Source organism: Brevibacillus halotolerans (assembly GCF_026891775.1).
Classification (GTDB): domain Bacteria; phylum Bacillota; class Bacilli; order Brevibacillales; family Brevibacillaceae; genus Brevibacillus_B; species Brevibacillus_B halotolerans.
Window position 1 is genome coordinate 404,652 of the sequence record NZ_JAPTNK010000001.1, and the last position, 16,448, is coordinate 421,099.

14 protein-coding genes and 1 pseudogene are annotated in these 16,448 nt (G+C 40.1%); 3 read left to right on the top strand and 12 right to left on the bottom strand.

Translation table 11 applies throughout. From position 1 onward, the window contains the following. Window positions 1–79 precede the first annotated feature (79 nt). The 3 genes from O0550_RS01755 to O0550_RS01765 all read left to right on the top strand — a co-directional run bounded on the left by O0550_RS01755 (window position 80) and on the right by O0550_RS01765 (window position 3,496). A complete protein-coding gene (locus O0550_RS01755) occupies window positions 80–1,960 on the top strand; it encodes an FAD-dependent oxidoreductase (protein WP_181747179.1) in 1,881 nt (626 codons plus the stop codon). Window positions 1,961–2,091: 131 nt separating this feature from the next. Next, window positions 2,092–2,529, top strand: a complete 438-nt coding sequence (locus tag O0550_RS01760; RefSeq protein ID WP_258425525.1) for a hypothetical protein — start codon at window positions 2,092–2,094, stop codon at window positions 2,527–2,529. Beyond that, entirely contained in the window at window positions 2,516–3,496 is a 981-nt protein-coding gene (locus O0550_RS01765; protein WP_258425526.1) for a polyprenyl synthetase family protein, read from the top strand. The genes O0550_RS01760 and O0550_RS01765 overlap by 14 nt, the downstream gene beginning before the upstream one ends. 529 nt (window positions 3,497–4,025) lie before the next feature. On the opposite strand, the pseudogene O0550_RS01770 reads toward O0550_RS01765, so the two are convergent. The 12 genes and pseudogenes from O0550_RS01770 to O0550_RS01825 form a co-directional block, all read right to left on the bottom strand. Then, window positions 4,026–4,292 (bottom strand): annotated as a pseudogene (locus tag O0550_RS01770) (transposase); the annotation flags it as partial. 542 nt (window positions 4,293–4,834) lie between these two features. Then, window positions 4,835–5,647 (bottom strand): hypothetical protein, encoded by an 813-nt coding sequence (locus tag O0550_RS01775; protein WP_163246576.1) that lies wholly within the window; start codon window positions 5,645–5,647, stop codon window positions 4,835–4,837. A gap of 273 nt (window positions 5,648–5,920) precedes the next feature. Further along, window positions 5,921–6,088 (bottom strand): aspartyl-phosphate phosphatase Spo0E family protein, encoded by a 168-nt coding sequence (locus tag O0550_RS01780; RefSeq protein ID WP_064016137.1) that lies wholly within the window; start codon window positions 6,086–6,088, stop codon window positions 5,921–5,923. A gap of 300 nt (window positions 6,089–6,388) precedes the next feature. Then, entirely contained in the window at window positions 6,389–6,526 is a 138-nt protein-coding gene (locus O0550_RS01785; RefSeq protein WP_163246577.1) for a hypothetical protein, read from the bottom strand. A 19-nt stretch (window positions 6,527–6,545) separates the two neighbouring features. After that, a complete protein-coding gene (locus O0550_RS01790) occupies window positions 6,546–7,820 on the bottom strand; it encodes a helix-turn-helix domain-containing protein (protein ID WP_258425527.1) in 1,275 nt (424 codons plus the stop codon). A 519-nt stretch (window positions 7,821–8,339) separates the two neighbouring features. After that, complete coding sequence (locus O0550_RS01795) at window positions 8,340–9,212, bottom strand: UbiA-like polyprenyltransferase (RefSeq protein WP_003335056.1); 873 nt, start codon at window positions 9,210–9,212, stop codon at window positions 8,340–8,342. Further along, window positions 9,187–10,641 carry a menaquinone biosynthesis decarboxylase gene (locus O0550_RS01800; RefSeq protein ID WP_258425528.1) on the bottom strand — a complete coding sequence of 485 codons (1,455 nt, stop codon included), beginning with the start codon at window positions 10,639–10,641 and terminating at the stop codon, window positions 9,187–9,189. Before O0550_RS01800 ends, O0550_RS01795 begins: the two co-directional genes overlap by 26 nt. A 27-nt stretch (window positions 10,642–10,668) precedes the next feature. Then, a complete protein-coding gene (locus O0550_RS01805; RefSeq protein WP_258425529.1) occupies window positions 10,669–11,946 on the bottom strand; it encodes an aspartate aminotransferase family protein in 1,278 nt (425 codons plus the stop codon). 27 nt (window positions 11,947–11,973) lie between these two features. Next, window positions 11,974–13,908: a peptidase U32 family protein gene (locus tag O0550_RS01810; protein ID WP_258425530.1), complete on the bottom strand. Its 1,935-nt coding sequence runs from the start codon at window positions 13,906–13,908 to the stop codon at window positions 11,974–11,976. Then, the gene (locus O0550_RS01815; protein ID WP_163246582.1) at window positions 13,892–14,722 is read right to left on the bottom strand and encodes an energy-coupling factor transporter transmembrane component T family protein; all 831 of its coding nucleotides are present in this window, start codon (window positions 14,720–14,722) and stop codon (window positions 13,892–13,894) included. Before O0550_RS01815 ends, O0550_RS01810 begins: the two co-directional genes overlap by 17 nt. Then, window positions 14,716–15,615 (bottom strand): ATP-binding cassette domain-containing protein, encoded by a 900-nt coding sequence (locus tag O0550_RS01820; RefSeq protein WP_258425531.1) that lies wholly within the window; start codon window positions 15,613–15,615, stop codon window positions 14,716–14,718. Before O0550_RS01820 ends, O0550_RS01815 begins: the two co-directional genes overlap by 7 nt. After that, window positions 15,591–16,436: an ATP-binding cassette domain-containing protein gene (locus O0550_RS01825; RefSeq protein WP_258425532.1), complete on the bottom strand. Its 846-nt coding sequence runs from the start codon at window positions 16,434–16,436 to the stop codon at window positions 15,591–15,593. Before O0550_RS01825 ends, O0550_RS01820 begins: the two co-directional genes overlap by 25 nt. Window positions 16,437–16,448 lie beyond the last annotated feature (12 nt).

Consider the following 16,448-nt stretch of genomic DNA (forward strand, 5'->3'; position numbering starts at 1 on the left):
GCAATTATGCATAGGGGGATTACCATTGCTGGTGAAAATCGTCAACGGGTAATTATCTATGGAAATGAGAGGACATGCTATGAAAAAAATAATTGTACTAGGCGGAGGTTACGGTGGTGTCCTGACAGCGAAAAAGCTGGCAAGCAAATTTAAAAAAGATACCGACGTCCAGATTACATTAATAGACCGAAAGCCATTCCACACTCTTCTAACGGAATTACATGAAGTAGCGGCTAATCGTGTTGAAGAGGACTCCATAAAAGTTGACCTGAAAAAGATTTTTGCAAAACGGAAGGTTGATGTGGTGCTTGATGAAATTTCCACGATCGACTTTGCTAGCAAAAAATTAGTGTCCGAGAATAGCACCTACGAATATGATTACCTAGTAATGGGGACAGGCTGTAAGCCATCCTTCTTTGGAATCCCTGGTGCAGAGGAGAATGCGTTTTCCCTTTGGTCCTTCGAGGATGCTGTTCACCTACGCGAGCAAATTCGCAGTATGTTTATTAACGCTTCAAAAGAAACGAATAAGCAAAAGCGTCAGGATATGTTGAGCTTTGTGGTAGTAGGTGCTGGTTTTACTGGCATTGAGATGGTGGGGGAATTGGCGGAATTCCGAGATGAATTATGCAAAACCTACGCCATAGAGCCATCTGAAGTACAACTACACGTTGCTGATATGGCACCAAAAATCTTACCCATTTTGCCAGACAAGCTCATTCAGAAGGCAGAGCGACATTTACATAAGCTAAACGTTAACATTATTACAAACAGTAAAATTACGGGTGTTTCTCCAGATGGAGTTGAGTTGGGCGAGAGAGGATTGCTTCGCTCTAAAACAGTTGTCTGGACAGCAGGTGTCGAAGGCTCTGACCTATTGGAAAAGGTCGAATTAGAACAAAAGGGTCGCAAGCGTATCGTGGTTAATGATAAGCTACAGAGCCCTGAGCATAACAATGTGTATGTCGTAGGGGACAACATTTTCTTTATTCCAGAAGGTGAAGAGCGCCCTGTACCCCAAATGGTAGAGAATGCTGAGCATTCAGCTCCAATCGTTGCCCATAACATCTATGTAGATGTGAAAGGTGGTACACACAAGTCCTACAAGCCTACATTCCATGGCTGTATGGTATGTATCGGTAGCCGCTATGGTGTAGCTAGTGTAGGAGTGCCAGGAAAAATGTTCTTGATGAGCGGCTTCATGGCAATGTTTGTTAAGCACTTTATCAACATGGTATATCTGGTTCAAATTTGTGGTTTTAATAAAGTTTGGTCTTATCTCATGCATGAAATTTTCCATGTTAATAATAGACGCAGTTTCTTAGGCGGGCATTTTAGTAAACGATCCCCTAACTTCTGGTTAGTACCTTTACGTGTTTTGGTCGGCGCCATGTGGTTGTCAGAGGGCTTAGCGAAAATGAACAAAGTGCTAAAGGACCCTACTAACATCTTCTTAATACCGCCATCTCCAAAAGCGGTTGACGGAATTACGTCAGCCTCACAAGCCGTACAGGATGTGGCCCAAACGGTAGATACTTCTTCGGCTGCTTCAGCAGTCGCTACAGCGAAAGAAGCGGTACAGGCACTCCCCGTACCTGGGTTTATTGACAGTATGGTAAAAGGCTCAATGGATATGTTCTTCTACAATGCAGATGGAAGTTATACAGCATTAGCCTCTGTGTTCCAAACGATGATGGTCTTCGCTGAAGTAATATTTGGCGTATTGTTGATCATCGGTTTATTCACAGCTATATCTTCCATAGCTACAGTCTGTATGGGTTTAATGATTTGGTCTTCCGGAATGGCTCCGTATGAGATGCTTTGGTACCTTGGAGGAGGTATTGCCCTCATTGGTGGTTCTGGAAGCACATTAGGTCTGGACTACTATGTATTACCGCAACTAAAAAAAGTGTGGAAAAAAATCCCGTTCGTCAAACGTTGGTATTTATACGTAGACTAATTGTATAACAAGATAGCTATATCATGGAATGGGGGAATGTGCTGTGAATTGTACATTCCCCTTCTTTCCACATATAGACCCATTAGATAGAGGGATACGAAAAAGAAAAGCGTGAGTAGGGGATGAGAGAGATGAATGGAATTCGGGAATCATTGCAGAAGCTAGAAAAGCAAATGTCACCACAAGCTGGCATCACGCTTGAAGTGGATAGGCGGCTGATGGAGGAGATGGGACATCTGCTTGATTCATTTGAGCTTTCATCTGCACGCAAAGAGCATATATTTGGGTGCTATGTCCTGTTGCAGTCTGCTTTTCGCAAGCATAAAAAGCTGACATTCGACAATCCTTGTTTGACAAAGGATATTTTAGATGGTGATTATCTGCAAAGCTTTTATTATGAATATGCATGTAAGCATGGAGAAAAGGATTTCGTGAATTTTTTGGCTCCTATTCTAAAGCAAATTCAAATCCGTTTGATCCAAGGTAAATCAATAGAACGTATTCTCTTTCAACGCATAGAAAAATTCCTGACAAAAACAGAGCAGCAGGTGACTTATGAAGTTAGCTGACCAATTGCACATTAATCTAGACATGATTGATAAAGAGATGCTGCGCATAGTTCGGACGGATATGAGTTTGCCCATGCTTTCATCCATCGCTGGCAATATAAGTCGTATGATTTTAGCAGGGGGGAAACGATTACGCCCCATGATGGTAATGGTCGGTAGCCGTTTTGGCAGAATGGCAGACCCACAAAAAGTATTGCAGATGGCAGCTGTGACAGAATTTATCCATGTAGCTTCACTAATCCACGACGATGTGATTGATCAAGCGGATACGAGACGTGGAAAACCAACATTGCATGTGCTTACTGACATCCCCACAGCAATTCATACGGCTAATTATATGATGACGCGAGTAGCTGAGCTATTGAGCAAAATGGAGGATGATAGACACCCGTATCGGGAAGAGATTACTGGTCTCTTAACCTCGCGACTTTGTTTAGGCGAATATCAACAGATGGCAAACCGATTTAATTTTGATTTATCCATGGATGCCTATTTAAGCAAAACGCGCAATAAAACAGCCGTGTTGATGGCAACCTGTCTAGAGATTGGAGCAAAGCTGGGACATGCAACCCCAGAAGTAACAGCTAAATTGGCGCAATTCGGTGATGATTTAGGTATGGCCTTTCAGATTCGCGATGATGTGTTAGATTTTACAGAGACATCAGAAGCGCTAGGAAAGCCAGCAGGCAGCGATTTAGCTAATGGCAATATTACGTTACCAGTTATGTATGCGTTGCAGGACGAGTGCTTGAGCAAGTGTGTACGCCAGCTCCATGAGCGCTCCACACCGAGAGAAATTCAAAATGTGGTCAAGCTGATTCGTGACAGCGACATTTTAGAAAGAGCAGACCAACTAGCAGATCAGTATTTGCAAAATGCGATGAGAATTGTCGAGGAGTTAACTGAGTTTGTGGCACATAAGGATTTGAGTGTGCTGATTGCGTATTTTGGGAAACGGAAGATGTGATAGCTACAAGACTAGTATTTTCTTCGTGTTGTATACCAATTTATTTCTTTTGTTTATTAAAGAAAAATAACAGATCAATGATGATTCCAAGTAGGATGTATGATACAAAATGTATAACATACCCTCCCAATAAAATTTTTCCTTCAATTTGATTATCATTTATTATCCAATCACGAAATGATTCCTTATAGACCATATAATCTAGAAGAGGGTTCAATCCAATTAATAATATATGTTTTTGGTCATTTCCATAAAAATCGTGTAAACAGACTATAATACTTAAAATTCCCAGCCAAAACCAAACTTTTTTAAAAATAACCATCTTTGGTATTCCTTCTTTCCTTTTTAATTAGCACTAATTTCATATGAGGAAAAAGAGACCGCATATAACCTATTGCGGTCTCTTTTTTTCTACCAAGAGCCTTGTTTCAAGATACGACTTAACTCATCCGTATCATAAGGAGCGTATCCACCTATAGCAGCAGTTGGATTTTGATCCCTAAACTTGATATCAGCACCATAGTAATATGCTTGCCAAATGAGGGATCGGCTGACTGAAGTCATAACCGATAAACCATCGATAAGTAAGACTTGTCTTCAGTTCTTTGATTGTCTGACCCATAGAGCCTATTCAAATAAATATGGAATAAATACGATCTTTATTAGCACAACAGGGGCGACACTCGGTCTCCCATTATCTTTCGAGTATTTGTCTTTTACAAGTTCATATATAAAATCAATTTTACGAACTAAATGATCAGAAGGGACAAGGCTCCTTTAATGAAACAACTGACAGTTAGTAATGGGATTCTGCATCTAATATAGAGTGTTTATTAATAAACAATGATGACTGAGGAGTGATATTGGACTACCACAAAAGATGACTAGTAGCCCAATTAATCAAAACTATTACATAAGTTCATGGGGTACATATTTTATTTTTTGTAGGCTAAGATATAAATTGTAATAAACAATAAGAAACTAATAAGTGATAGTATCCGACAAGTCTTATAACGAGACATGTTTTTTTCCAATAATGATTTTATTACTTCAAAAAAATTAAACAAAAACGTAAAAGCAAATATCAATAACAAAGATAAATAATAGTATTTCATAAATACCTCCTAATATAGGTTATCCTCATCGTCAACTAATAGGATTAGATAGACGAGAAAGTCCCCTTTCAAAAAGAGGACTTGTCTTGAAGGTTAGGAGGGTAGCAATATCTCTGTCTACCCTCGAAAAATATCTTGGAAGAGATTCAAGAAGGTGAAAAAGTTATAATGTTCAAACTAATATTATTGATTTAAGGTTTCTTTCGAAAATACGAGGAATTAATTAATAATCAAATTCAATACCGAAATCAATTACCTCACTTACTGATTGCGGTTTAATTGAAAGTCCAGCTGGAAATATAGCAAATTCTACATTCCCACCCCAAGTTTGGTGGCCGTATTGAAATTTAATATTTGTTGACCCTGAATTCCTTTCGTCTGTGTATACATATTGACCAATATATCCTTTGTGAAGGTTGTTACTTGGCATTGCTTCTAAATCTATTTCTCCACCAACGCCTACACCCGGATCCCAATCTTTTGGTTTGTAACTTTTGGAACATTTCCATTTTTTATCTACGTTTTCTGGCTTATGACAATAGCGAAGTGCAAAATCTTTAACTTTCCCATTTGCTGACATCGGTAAAGTCCATTTATTACTTACTGGATACCCAATACTTATTCCGTCTGTTAATCCCCAACGTGGACTATCTGTCCATTCATACTTTCCATATAAATAAAACTTCTTTTTCCCTTTCTTATCACTTTTTTCCTCGAAGGCAGTTCCTCTTAACTCCAAAGTACCACCATCTATATCTTCACCAGATAGACCTTGTATTGCCTCTTCTTTGACGACTTTATAATTAGTTGCTATTTTCTTAGCATCATTTTGAATTAGTTGGTGAAGAACTTGGACCGGATAATCATTAATCTCACTTTCTTCCATTCCAACATCATATATCAATTTCTGTATTTCTTGTTCATTTAAGGAGGAGTCTTCTCCCCAATCTGAATGTTCTTTGCTTTGTGCTGCAAAGCCGATTGAAGATATCATCGTCATAAAGACTACAGCTAAGGATACAATTTTTTTCTTCATTTTAGTACCTCCAACTTGTAATTTAATAGTGATATTTACTATCTAACATTTTCTTATCGTTCTCCTAGTTTCAACTACCAGTTCAAGTCTGCGTTCAGACCCATAGTTGTTGTAATTCTTGTTTTCGTAATATTCTTGCTGGCTCTTTCTATTTCAGTTGATAAGATTGATCTCATATGAATAGAAAATACTCTAGCTATTTTTTCTGAATAGCTAAAACACGGCTATAGTTATTCTAAAAGGTTTTCCGTACAGCTTATTCATATCGACCAACTAGTGTCTAAGCTTTTGAAAGATAACGATGTACTCATCTAGTTGTTGGCTCATTTGTATTACGGTTGGGTTTAAAAATGAACCTTTTTTCAAATACAACTGTGCCAATTCTTGGCGGAGGATTTCTATAAGCTTCTGCAAATCATCTTTCGATTGGGTATTTTCCATTTCACATTCCTTTATTTGAGTGATACAATTAATCCGAATAACAATTTTTGTTATTTGTGATGAGGGGCGTTCCAGTTAGTATGCCGACTAGGGAACGTCCCTTTTGAATTAATAAGCAAACTAATTTTAATACCTCCTTTCTTCCTCCTGTGTATTAAATTACCATATGTCCTATAAATTTCTGTAGTTCAAAAAAATGTAGGACGTTCTGCAAATTATGACAAAATATTACAAAATAAAAAGAACGCGATAAATATTGGCGTCCTTTAAATAAAATCGGTTTATTGTGGTCCTTTACTATTAACCTTGTGGATCATCATGGAATGTTTTTGCACTTTGCTGTTCTCCGTATTTCTCGAAATCCAAGAAGCTTGCTACAGTAAAAAGAGAGCAAATTACAAAAGAAACAGTTGCAATTATGGTCAGATATTTTTTCAACTTCTTCTCCCTCCTTTGTTTAACCTTTATTTACCACATTATATACTTCTTGTAATCTTTTCAGAAGTCCTAATTCCATTACTTTACTTTGCTCATTATGATGAGCGTAAACTTTTTCAGAACATTTCATTATACCGCTACGGTCATTAATTTTACTGTAGAAATCCATAGCTTTTAAATATGATTCCATACCTTGATTAAATAAACCGTTTCTAACAAGAAATGTTCCCTTTAATCTATAGTATTTACCTAATTCTGAAATCTTGTAAGCTGTGAAAAGCTTAACAAATGTATTTTTTTCCTCTTTATCAAGAATCTGTTGAGCAGTGTACAAGTCGTTAACTTTAAGAAGAACCTCTAATAAATCATTTACTCGATGTAATCGGTGATTATCTTCTGCTTCCTCAACACATTCTTTTAGCAAGGGAATTGCTTCGAATTCTTGACCAGTATTTGACAGGATTATCGCACGATAATATTTAATACGTTTTATAACAAAGTCAAAGTTTAGTTCAGCATACCTATTAAGATGTTCCTCCAAAGCAGTATAGTTGCCCATTCTGGAATAAGCATTACAAATTGCTAAAGCTACACGCTCTTTTACCTCATTATCAGTTGTATCTTCGGCATGTCCCATTTTACCTAGCTTAATACATTGCTCATATTTTCCTATACCATGTGCATCAAAAGCCATTAGATAGTAAAAATTGATTTTCTCCTCTTGGTCTAAGAAATCTGTGTAATATAGAATCTCTTCACCGCTTTTAAACGACTCTTCTTTCTTTTTTAGGTTTTGACTTTCTATGAAGTATTTTTGTAATAAACCCTTTGCTATATACTTAGGTACACCATGTAATCTTGCGTACTTTATAATGACATCGTATATAGTTAACTTTGCCTCATTGTCAGCTACAGTACTACTAAGATCATAGAGATGTTGTAATATTATATATGTATCCTCGTTAGGGGACTCCATGATCTGTTGTGATACCTTAGTAATCAATGGGTTGTTAGAAAGTTCAATCGATTCAAAAAGCAATTCACCTAGAATATCTATCCGATGTTCTATATCAATATAGCGATCCATAATCTCTTCGTAAGGAATTTCCAAAGCTTCTGAAAGTGATTTTAAAGTCTTTAGCTCCGGGCGTCTTGTTTCTCCCGTTTCTATTTTGGAAATAACTCCTTTACTTACTCCTGACACTCTTCCTAATTCCGATAGGCTTACACCTAATTCTGTTCTTTTTCCTTTTATCAGTTCCCCCAGTGTTGTGAAAGTTAAACTTTCAGCCATGTTAAGCTATTCCCCTTCCTGAATTTAATAAAGCATGATATTTCTTAACATTCTAACTTAATTGTATAATTATGTAAATATGAATAAAATTATGTAATGGTTCTCTGAGAATATCTTTCAAAAAATAAAATACCTCCGCCAAATTGTTATTTACGATTCAGGGAGGTGTTTTTCCTTGTCAGTTCATAATAGGGTGCAAGGTGTTTTATATGTTCATTGTATAGCGCTTATGGTGCTTCAATTTATAAGTTTTTCTTCTTTCGTAATATATTTCTAAGGTTAATATCTTTTTAATTAAAGAAACCGTATTATTTCGCAACTAACTGTTTCCATTCCTTCTCAATCAATTCCCGACCATCCATCACTACTTTGAATTTTTTTCGTAGGTCTTCATTCGGAAAGATCAATAGGGGAGGTAGAGGAGAAGATCAAAAACTCTCTGGAGGTCATTAAGTAGTACCCTTTCCTACCTTGACATCTAAAAAGAGCACCGCAATCCCCCTGAGAGTTTTCGATAAATTAGCTCATCATGTAAAAATCAACTAAGGTGCAGATCAAAATAACCATACTAATTACTTGATTCAGTTTATAGGAGGCCACTTTCATGAGGCTTCGATTAGCAGGTTTGATTATTTTATGCTCGGTTAAAAGCAGTACGGTCGAGATTGTTAAGCCCACTAGATAAACAAAGCCCAAATTTTGATAGAAAAATAGGAATAACAGCAATAGAATCATGATGAAATGTAGGCCTCGTGCGATCCACAGTGCTGTTTGCAGCCCGAAATAGCTTGGGATAGACCATAGCCCTTCCTTGCGGTCAAATTCAATATCCTGCGTAGCGTAAATGATGTCAAAGCCAGCAATCCATAGCATCACGATGGTCCCCAGTACAAATGGGACAAATGCAATCTCACCGGTTACTGCAAACCAAGCCCCAATGGGAGCAGACGCGATGGTAAAGCCTAAATATAAGTGGCTCAGCCACGTAAAGCGTTTCGTGTAAGAATAAGAAGAGATCAATAAAATGGCTACGGGCGACAATAGCAGACACAACGGATTTAACATAGAAGAAGCAAAAATAAAGACTGCATAGTTTATGAGAATAAAAGTGATCACTTCTTTTTCGTGTAACAAGCGTTGTGGCAGATGGCGATGGCTTGTGCGTGGGTTTTTGCCATCAAATTCTTGATCCACGAGACGGTTAAAGGCATTAGCTCCATTTCGCGCCGCTACCAATGCCACCAATGACCAAATCAATACCTGAGCGGGGGCCAGTCCCTCGGCTGCCCATACCATTGCAATGATGGCAAAGGGGAGCGAGAACAATGTGTGGGAGAACATAACAAGCTCTCCGAACATGCGGGTTTTATGAAGGATCGTTTTCAAAACCATACTCCCTCCATTTCGCATCGACCATTCTCTTCACTTCGTCAGACATCTCTATATCATCGGGCCATTCGCGGGTATGACCTTCACTTGGCCATTTCTTAGTAGCATCGATACCAAGGCGGTGACCATAGTAAGCGGTTGGGGAAGAGTGATCGAGAGCATCCAGAGGGCCCTCTGTTATGACAAGGTCTCTTTTAGGATCGATATTGTTAAACACTTTCCACATTACTTTGGAAACATCGTGAGGGTCTATATTTTCATCTACTATGATAATCATTTTGGTGTACATCATCTGTCCCATGCCCCACAAGCCATACATGACTTTTTGAGCATGTTTCGGGAATGCTTTTTTGATTGAAACAATAGCGCAGTTATGAAACACTCCCTCAAATGGTAAATGCATATCCACGATTTCTGGTAGCATCAATTTCATTAATGGCAAAAATACACGCTCTGTAGCTTTTCCTATATAGCAATCCTCCATAGGTGGTTGACCCACAATTGTTGTGGGGTAGATTGGCGAGGTACGGCGTGTCACCTTCTCCACATGAAAGACTGGATACATGTCTGCTAGTGAATAGTAGCCCGTGTGATCACCAAAAGGGCCTTCCAAGCGCCTTTCATCTAATTCCACATAGCCTTCCAAAATAAATTCGGCTTCAGCAGGAACATATAGCTCATTTGTTATGCATTTCACAACCTCGATCGGTTTCTTGCGCAGATAACCAGCAAATAGCATTTCATCAATCATCTTTGGTAAAGGAGCGGTAGCCGAGTAGATTAATGCCGGGTCACCACCAAGGGCGACTGATACAGGCATGCGTTTATACCCTAATCTGCGATATTTTTCATAGATTTCCTTGCCGTCCTTGTGTAAATGCCAATGCATACCTGTCGTGTTTTTATCATAAACCTGAAGACGGTACATCCCCATGTTTTGTTGTCCTGTTTCAGGGTCCTTCGTAATTACCAATGGTAGTGTAACGAATCGACCTGCGTCCTTTGGCCAACAATGAAGAACGGGAAGCTGTGTCAGGTCAGGTTCCTCTATTACCTCCTGGCAAGGAGCAGATGCTACTTTTTTAGGAAAAATTTTGGATAGCTTGTATAGGTCAGGGGCCATTTTGAGCTGATTCCATAACCCCTTGTAATTAGCCAAATCCATAAAATTTTGCATTTCTTCTGCAACCTGATCATAATCCTGCACGCCTAAAGCCATGCTCATGCGTTTATCCGTCCCCATACTGTTAATTAACACTGGGTACGGAGAATTTTTTACGTTGGTGAACAATAAAGCCTTGCCATACTGTTTGGAAATACGATCAGTAATCTCCGTAATTTCTAAATAACTATCGACTTGAGTGTCAATCGTGTGAAGCTCCCCCTGATCCTGTAGGTCTTTTATAAACGCGCGTAAATTATCGTATGCCACAGTATGCTCCTCCAGTAAGTTTAGATATTAGAGTAATCGTTTGAGGGTGTCTGCTAATGCCTCCAGCATGTTTGTAATATCTTGTTCAGTGATGACTAGGGGAGGCTGGAAGGCGATTACGTTGCGATTTACACCATTCTTTCCAATGATAAAGCCACGATCTTTCATTTCCTCTAAAATGGAATCAACAAGAGGAGCTGCTTTCTCAGGTTCATTGGCATAAAGCTCCATACCGATCATCAGGCCAAGACCACGGACATCCGTAATAGCTGCTCGATAAGCTGTCTGAATGAAAAGCAACCCTTCTTTTAACTGCTTACCGAGCTGTTCTGCACGAGCTATTAGTTGTTCATTCTCAATATAGGAGAGGACAGCGAGAGCCGTCATAGACGAAACGGGATTACCTCCAAGCGTAGAAGCAGAAGGGCGGTTATAATGAGCCGCAATTTCGTCAGTTGTGGCAAAAGCGGCAATTGGCACGCCATTCCCTAACGCTTTTGCCATAGTTAAGATATCTGGAACAATGCCGTAATGATCAATGGCGAACATTTTGCCTGTACGGCCAAACCCAGTTTGTATTTCATCTGCGATCAACAGGACATGATGCTTCTCCAATAGCTTCTTTACCTCTGTGAAGTAGGAGAGCGGGGCAGGAACAATACCGCCATTGCCTTGCATGGGTTCTACAATCATGGCAGCGATGCGATCTCCTTTTTCCTCCAGCACCTTCCGCAGAGCTGATAGAGAGCGTTCTACTGCTTCTTGTTCATTCAGATTAGGATCATAAGGGCGAGGAATAAAACTGACTCCTTCCTCTAAATAGTTGTCAGAACGCCACATGGGAATTCCAGTTACGCTCATGGTTAAGAATGTCCGGCCATGTAAGCCAGATTCCAATGCCATAAATTCCTTTTTGCCAGTAGCGAGACGAGCGAGTGTTAAAGCAGCCTCATTTGCTTCCGAACCACTGTTTACAAAGAAGGTTCGCTTCATATTTCCAGGCAGGATGCTTGCCATTTTTTCAGCCAGCGCTACATTTGGTTCCGTTAAATAGATGGTGCATGTATGCTGTAATGTTTCCAGTTGCTTGATCGTTGCTGCCGTAATTGCCGGATTGCAATGGCCGCATGCGACTACGGACACCCCGGAGAAAAAGTCTGTATACGCTTTGCCGGTGCTGTCGTATAAATATTGCATGTCACCTCGTACTAGCTGAGGGGGTCTTTCATAGAAATGAGCGGTGCACGGATAGAAATATTCTTTGCGCTTATCTAAAATGCCAGATGGCCCTAGGTACGTAGTCATATCTTTTTGCTCCTTTTTATAAATGGTTTAGTCAAAGGATAGGGTGCCAAGCGTATATCCTGCATGGACAGGAATTGCTCTTTCGTAGATCTGCATAGATCGTTGTGGCTGATGTAAAGCCTCCCGATACATACGGATAATGCTTTGTAATTGCTCAGTCGTATAGCTAGCGCCCTCAATACGGAAATGACTAACACCAACAGCCAGTAAGTCTTTTACTAGGGGCAGGAGACAAAGCTCCTTTGCTGTGGTCAAATGATTTCGTCCAAACTGATCGCAATACACAGGATTTTCGCCTTTATCTGTTAATAAAACGAGATATTTGTTATCCACATGTTTGTTATCCTCTTGGGCAATTGGCTCCAGCACACGGGTATTTGCATATAGATCGTGCTCTAGATACATCACAACAGGAGTGCCATGCACTAATACTTCAACAGGCAATGGTGAATGCAAAATGAGCTCGGCTAGGTTTTTCTGCTTCAGCTCAATGGAAGCGAATGCACGTGTCAATCCGAATTGTTGATAAAGCTCAATTGCTTTATGGTTATACAGGTTAAGTGATAAGTCTCCAATCATTGGCAGATGATATGGTTTACATGTATACATAGCTCCAATATTCGTAGCTACCAACCCGTCTATTTCTACATCTAATGTAGATAAGAAATGATTGTATTGATCAAATTGCAGACCAAACATCATGCGTGGCATACCCAAGTAAATCTTGCTGTTGCCTTTTATAGCTACAAGGTGTTTTATCTGTTCTTTCGTAAATGGCAGATCAGGCAAGAAAACATCTCCAGCTAAATAGATGTGCTCCACTCCCTCAGCGATCGCCATTTCCGCCTGCTCCTGATTGTTTACACGAACACATAATTCTCCCTTTGCTTTTGCAGAGGATGATCGGTACTGATATTCTTGGAAAGCGTTTTGTAGTGCTTCTATGCGTTGATCACGAATTTCGCGTTCTTCTGTTGGTGTACTAAAGACTTTTCCCGTGCTATAAAATTTACCCGTACCCTCGTAGCGTCGATTAATGTAATCAAGTCCAGGCGTACCAAAGGCATATCCTGTACTAAAGTCCCGTTTACGATTTTCAAATAAGCTTTGTTTATCTTTGCAACGATCAAACCCGATTGGATCTTGGATGTAACGGTCAATAGCATCGCCGTAGCTGTTGATTAGCGTAACTAGAAATTCCGCGTCTCGCATGCGACCTTCCATTTTAAATGAAGTAATTCCAGCTTCAATTAACTCTGGTATATGCTCGTACATGTACATATCCTTAGCTGCTAGCGGATATTCTGTTGGGAAGACATAGCCATCCTTCTTCACGCGGTAGTCCCACCGGCAAGGCTTCATACACCGTCCACGGTTACTGCTGTTACCAAATAGCATCGAGCTGAATAAGCAGTTCGCACCATGAACCGTACACATGTCACCATGCACAAAGTATTCAAATTCCATTTTGGTCAAGGCTTGTAGCTGTTTAGCTGTTTGCAAATCCATTTCACGGGATGCAACGATACGTGTTACACCCAATGTTTGTAAGGCTTTGATCATTTCTAAATTGTGTACGTTCATCATGACAGAGGAGTGGAGAGGTACTGTTAGCTCTTGTTCCTGAATTAATGGGAAAATGGCCATATCCTGAACAATGAGAGCATCTGGGCGAATGCTGTCGAGAAAGCGTAGATATGTTTTCGCTTCTTCCAGATCAGCCTCGTCAAATAAATTATTTACCGTAATATAAACACGCTTACCCTTTTCATGGGCGATTTGGATAGCTCGCTCCAATTCCTCATGAGTCAGGTTATAGCCTTTACGCATCATTCGCATATTAAGGACGGGTCCGCCGCAATAGATCGCATCACAATTGGTTTCTACAATTGTTGTAAAAATCTCAAATGTTCCAGCAGGTGCTAATAATTCAATTTCTTTGCCATTAAAATAACGAGCCATAGGTAAGACCTCCACAATCATTTAAAATGAATCCTACAAGGATATTTATTGCCAGCAACAAACCTAAAAAGATTGAATCTTGGCGCTTCCACTTCAACATTTCATACGGGATTCGAGGAGCGCCTAGCACATACCCGCGAGCTTCCATCGAATAGACCAGGTCTTCTGCTCGGCGAAATGAGCTTACGGTAACAGGTACCAACAGCGATAAGAGCATTTTGCCTTTTTCGCGCCAAGGCAAGTCGGCTACATCGGCACCACGGGAAGCCTGAGCTTTCATGATTTTCTGTGTTTCTTCAAAAATGGTTGGGATAAAGCGCAGAGAAATGCTGATCATTAACCCTAGTTTTTCAGGTGAGATGCCAGTAAAACGAAATGGCTGTAAAATTCCTTCCACTCCTTTTGCTAACGATAAAGGTTTGGTTGTAAAGGTTAATAAAGAGGTGAATGCGAGTAATAAGATCATGCGCCAAGCTGTCATACAGGCAAGGCGTACTCCTTCCGCATAAAAAGAAAATGGGCCGATGGATAGCAAAAAGCGCCCTTCCTTTATAAAGAAAAGCTGGAACAAAAATAAGAATAAAATGAGAAACCGTAACGGTTTGACAGCTTTTACGAAAAAGCCAAAAGGTATTCGACTACTTGCCATAATGCCTATAGCGAATAGAAAAACAGCTATGCATGCAAGTAAGGAATTAGTCATCATAATTAAAAGAACAAACAGAAACATCCCGAGTAGCTTGGAACGCGGGTCTAAGCGATGAAGCCAGCTATTTGTGTCAATGTAGCGTCCAAACATCACTTTGTTTAACATGATGGATCACCCGCTTGTTGTTTCATATCTTCCCGAAGATGTATCTTACGTTCTCCAAGATACCTAGCCCAGCCCTGTACAGATTGATCTGTAGGCAACGGGAGTTCGGGAAATCTTTGGCGAAAAGCGTGCTGAAAACGAAGCTGAGCAGGAATCGTAATCCCTAGTATGGCCAAAATATCTGTTTGCTCACGTAACTCATGTGTCTCACCTTGAAAGGCAACTTTGCCCTCCTGCATAATGACCACCCGGTCGCAGTAAGATAGAACTTCCTCCAATCGATGAGTTACCATGATAACGGTCTTGTGCTCCTGTTTACATAGATGATGCAAAAGCTGTAGAAGCTCATGCCGACTTTTACAATCCAAGGTAGCGGTTGGCTCATCTAATACAAGGATGTCCGGGTTCATAGCGAGTATAGAGGCAATAGCGACTTTACGCATTTGACCACTGCTTAATTGAAACGGATTCTTATCTAAAAGCTCTGTATCTAAATTCACTTGATGTAGAGCCTGAACTGCTAATGCTCTTGCTTGTGAGGGGGAGGCCCCGTAGTTTTTGGGACCAAACACAATTTCCTTCTCTACTGAATCAGCAAACATTTGATGCTCTGGAAATTGAAAAATAAGTCCAACGCGTTGCCGAAGTTGGCGAATCCCTTTTTTCGAACGGTGCGGGGTAATTACATGATCAAGAATGTGAACGTCCCCCTTCGTGGGTAATAAAATGCCATTCATATGCTGTAATAAAGTTGATTTTCCACAGCCGCTAGGCCCGATAATGGCTATAAACGAGCCGCTAGGAAATCCTACATCGATATTGTCCAAAGCAGTTTCCTGAAACAAATTTCCAAGTTGATACGAGTAGGTTACTTCATGAAAGTGAATCGCCATAAGTCCTCCATCAAAGCTTGTTCGTCTGAATGAACAGGTATTTCTGGATGTAAATCATGAATCAACTGACTTACTGCCAAAGTAAAAGGCAAATCGAGATGGCAAGCAGCAATCCAATCTGGTTGGGAAAATAATTCAAGGGGTGTAGTGTCAGCCAGTAATCTCCCACCAGATAGAGCTATTACTCGATCAGCCGCTAAGATTTCTTCTGCATCATGGGTGATGGACAAGCTTGTGTAAGCGCCTTCCAAATGTAATTCATCGATTAGTTTTCCGATCTGGTTTTTTGCTGTTTCATCAAGCATTGAGGTAGCCTCGTCAAAAATGATGATCCCGGGCTGCATGACAAGTATGGAGGCGATCGCCACTCGTTGTTTTTGTCCACCAGATAGCTCATCTGGATGTTTATGTAAAAAAGGCGTAATATGTAATTTTTCAGCGTAGTGGGTTAATCTATCGTGCATAACAGAGCGTTCCAAGCACATATTTTCTAGACCAAACAGAATATCATCAGCAACTGTTGTTCCAACAAATTGATTTTCAGGATTTTGAAAGACCATACCAATCTGCCGGCGAATACTCGGCAAGCTGTCATCCGATAAAGCTTGCCCTCCCACACTAATTTCTCCTCCCGTATGTCGAAGCAGACCATTCAGCAATTTAACTAAAGTGGACTTTCCACACCCGTTATGCCCTACGATGGCGACGCGTTCCCCGTGCTTGATTTGCAAAGAAATATCTGTGAGAAGCGGAGGCTGATTTGGAAATTGAAACGAAACCGATTCAAGCTGAATCAATGGTTGCTGGGACAACGCCTTCACCTGCTTTCGGAT

Coding starts and splice junctions, on each gene's coding strand:
- O0550_RS01760 (WP_258425525.1), top strand. CDS start 2,092: ATGAATGGAATTCGGGAATCATTGCAGAAGCTAGAAAAGCAAATGTCA.
- O0550_RS01805 (WP_258425529.1), bottom strand. CDS start 11,946: ATGACTACGTACCTAGGGCCATCTGGCATTTTAGATAAGCGCAAAGAA.
- O0550_RS01765 (WP_258425526.1), top strand. CDS start 2,516: ATGAAGTTAGCTGACCAATTGCACATTAATCTAGACATGATTGATAAA.
- O0550_RS01775 (WP_163246576.1), bottom strand. CDS start 5,647: ATGAAGAAAAAAATTGTATCCTTAGCTGTAGTCTTTATGACGATGATA.
- O0550_RS01780 (WP_064016137.1), bottom strand. CDS start 6,088: ATGGAAAATACCCAATCGAAAGATGATTTGCAGAAGCTTATAGAAATC.
- O0550_RS01795 (WP_003335056.1), bottom strand. CDS start 9,212: ATGGTTTTGAAAACGATCCTTCATAAAACCCGCATGTTCGGAGAGCTT.
- O0550_RS01810 (WP_258425530.1), bottom strand. CDS start 13,908: ATGGCTCGTTATTTTAATGGCAAAGAAATTGAATTATTAGCACCTGCT.
- O0550_RS01820 (WP_258425531.1), bottom strand. CDS start 15,615: ATGGCGATTCACTTTCATGAAGTAACCTACTCGTATCAACTTGGAAAT.
- O0550_RS01790 (WP_258425527.1), bottom strand. CDS start 7,820: ATGGCTGAAAGTTTAACTTTCACAACACTGGGGGAACTGATAAAAGGA.
- O0550_RS01815 (WP_163246582.1), bottom strand. CDS start 14,722: ATGTTAAACAAAGTGATGTTTGGACGCTACATTGACACAAATAGCTGG.
- O0550_RS01755 (WP_181747179.1), top strand. CDS start 80: ATGAAAAAAATAATTGTACTAGGCGGAGGTTACGGTGGTGTCCTGACA.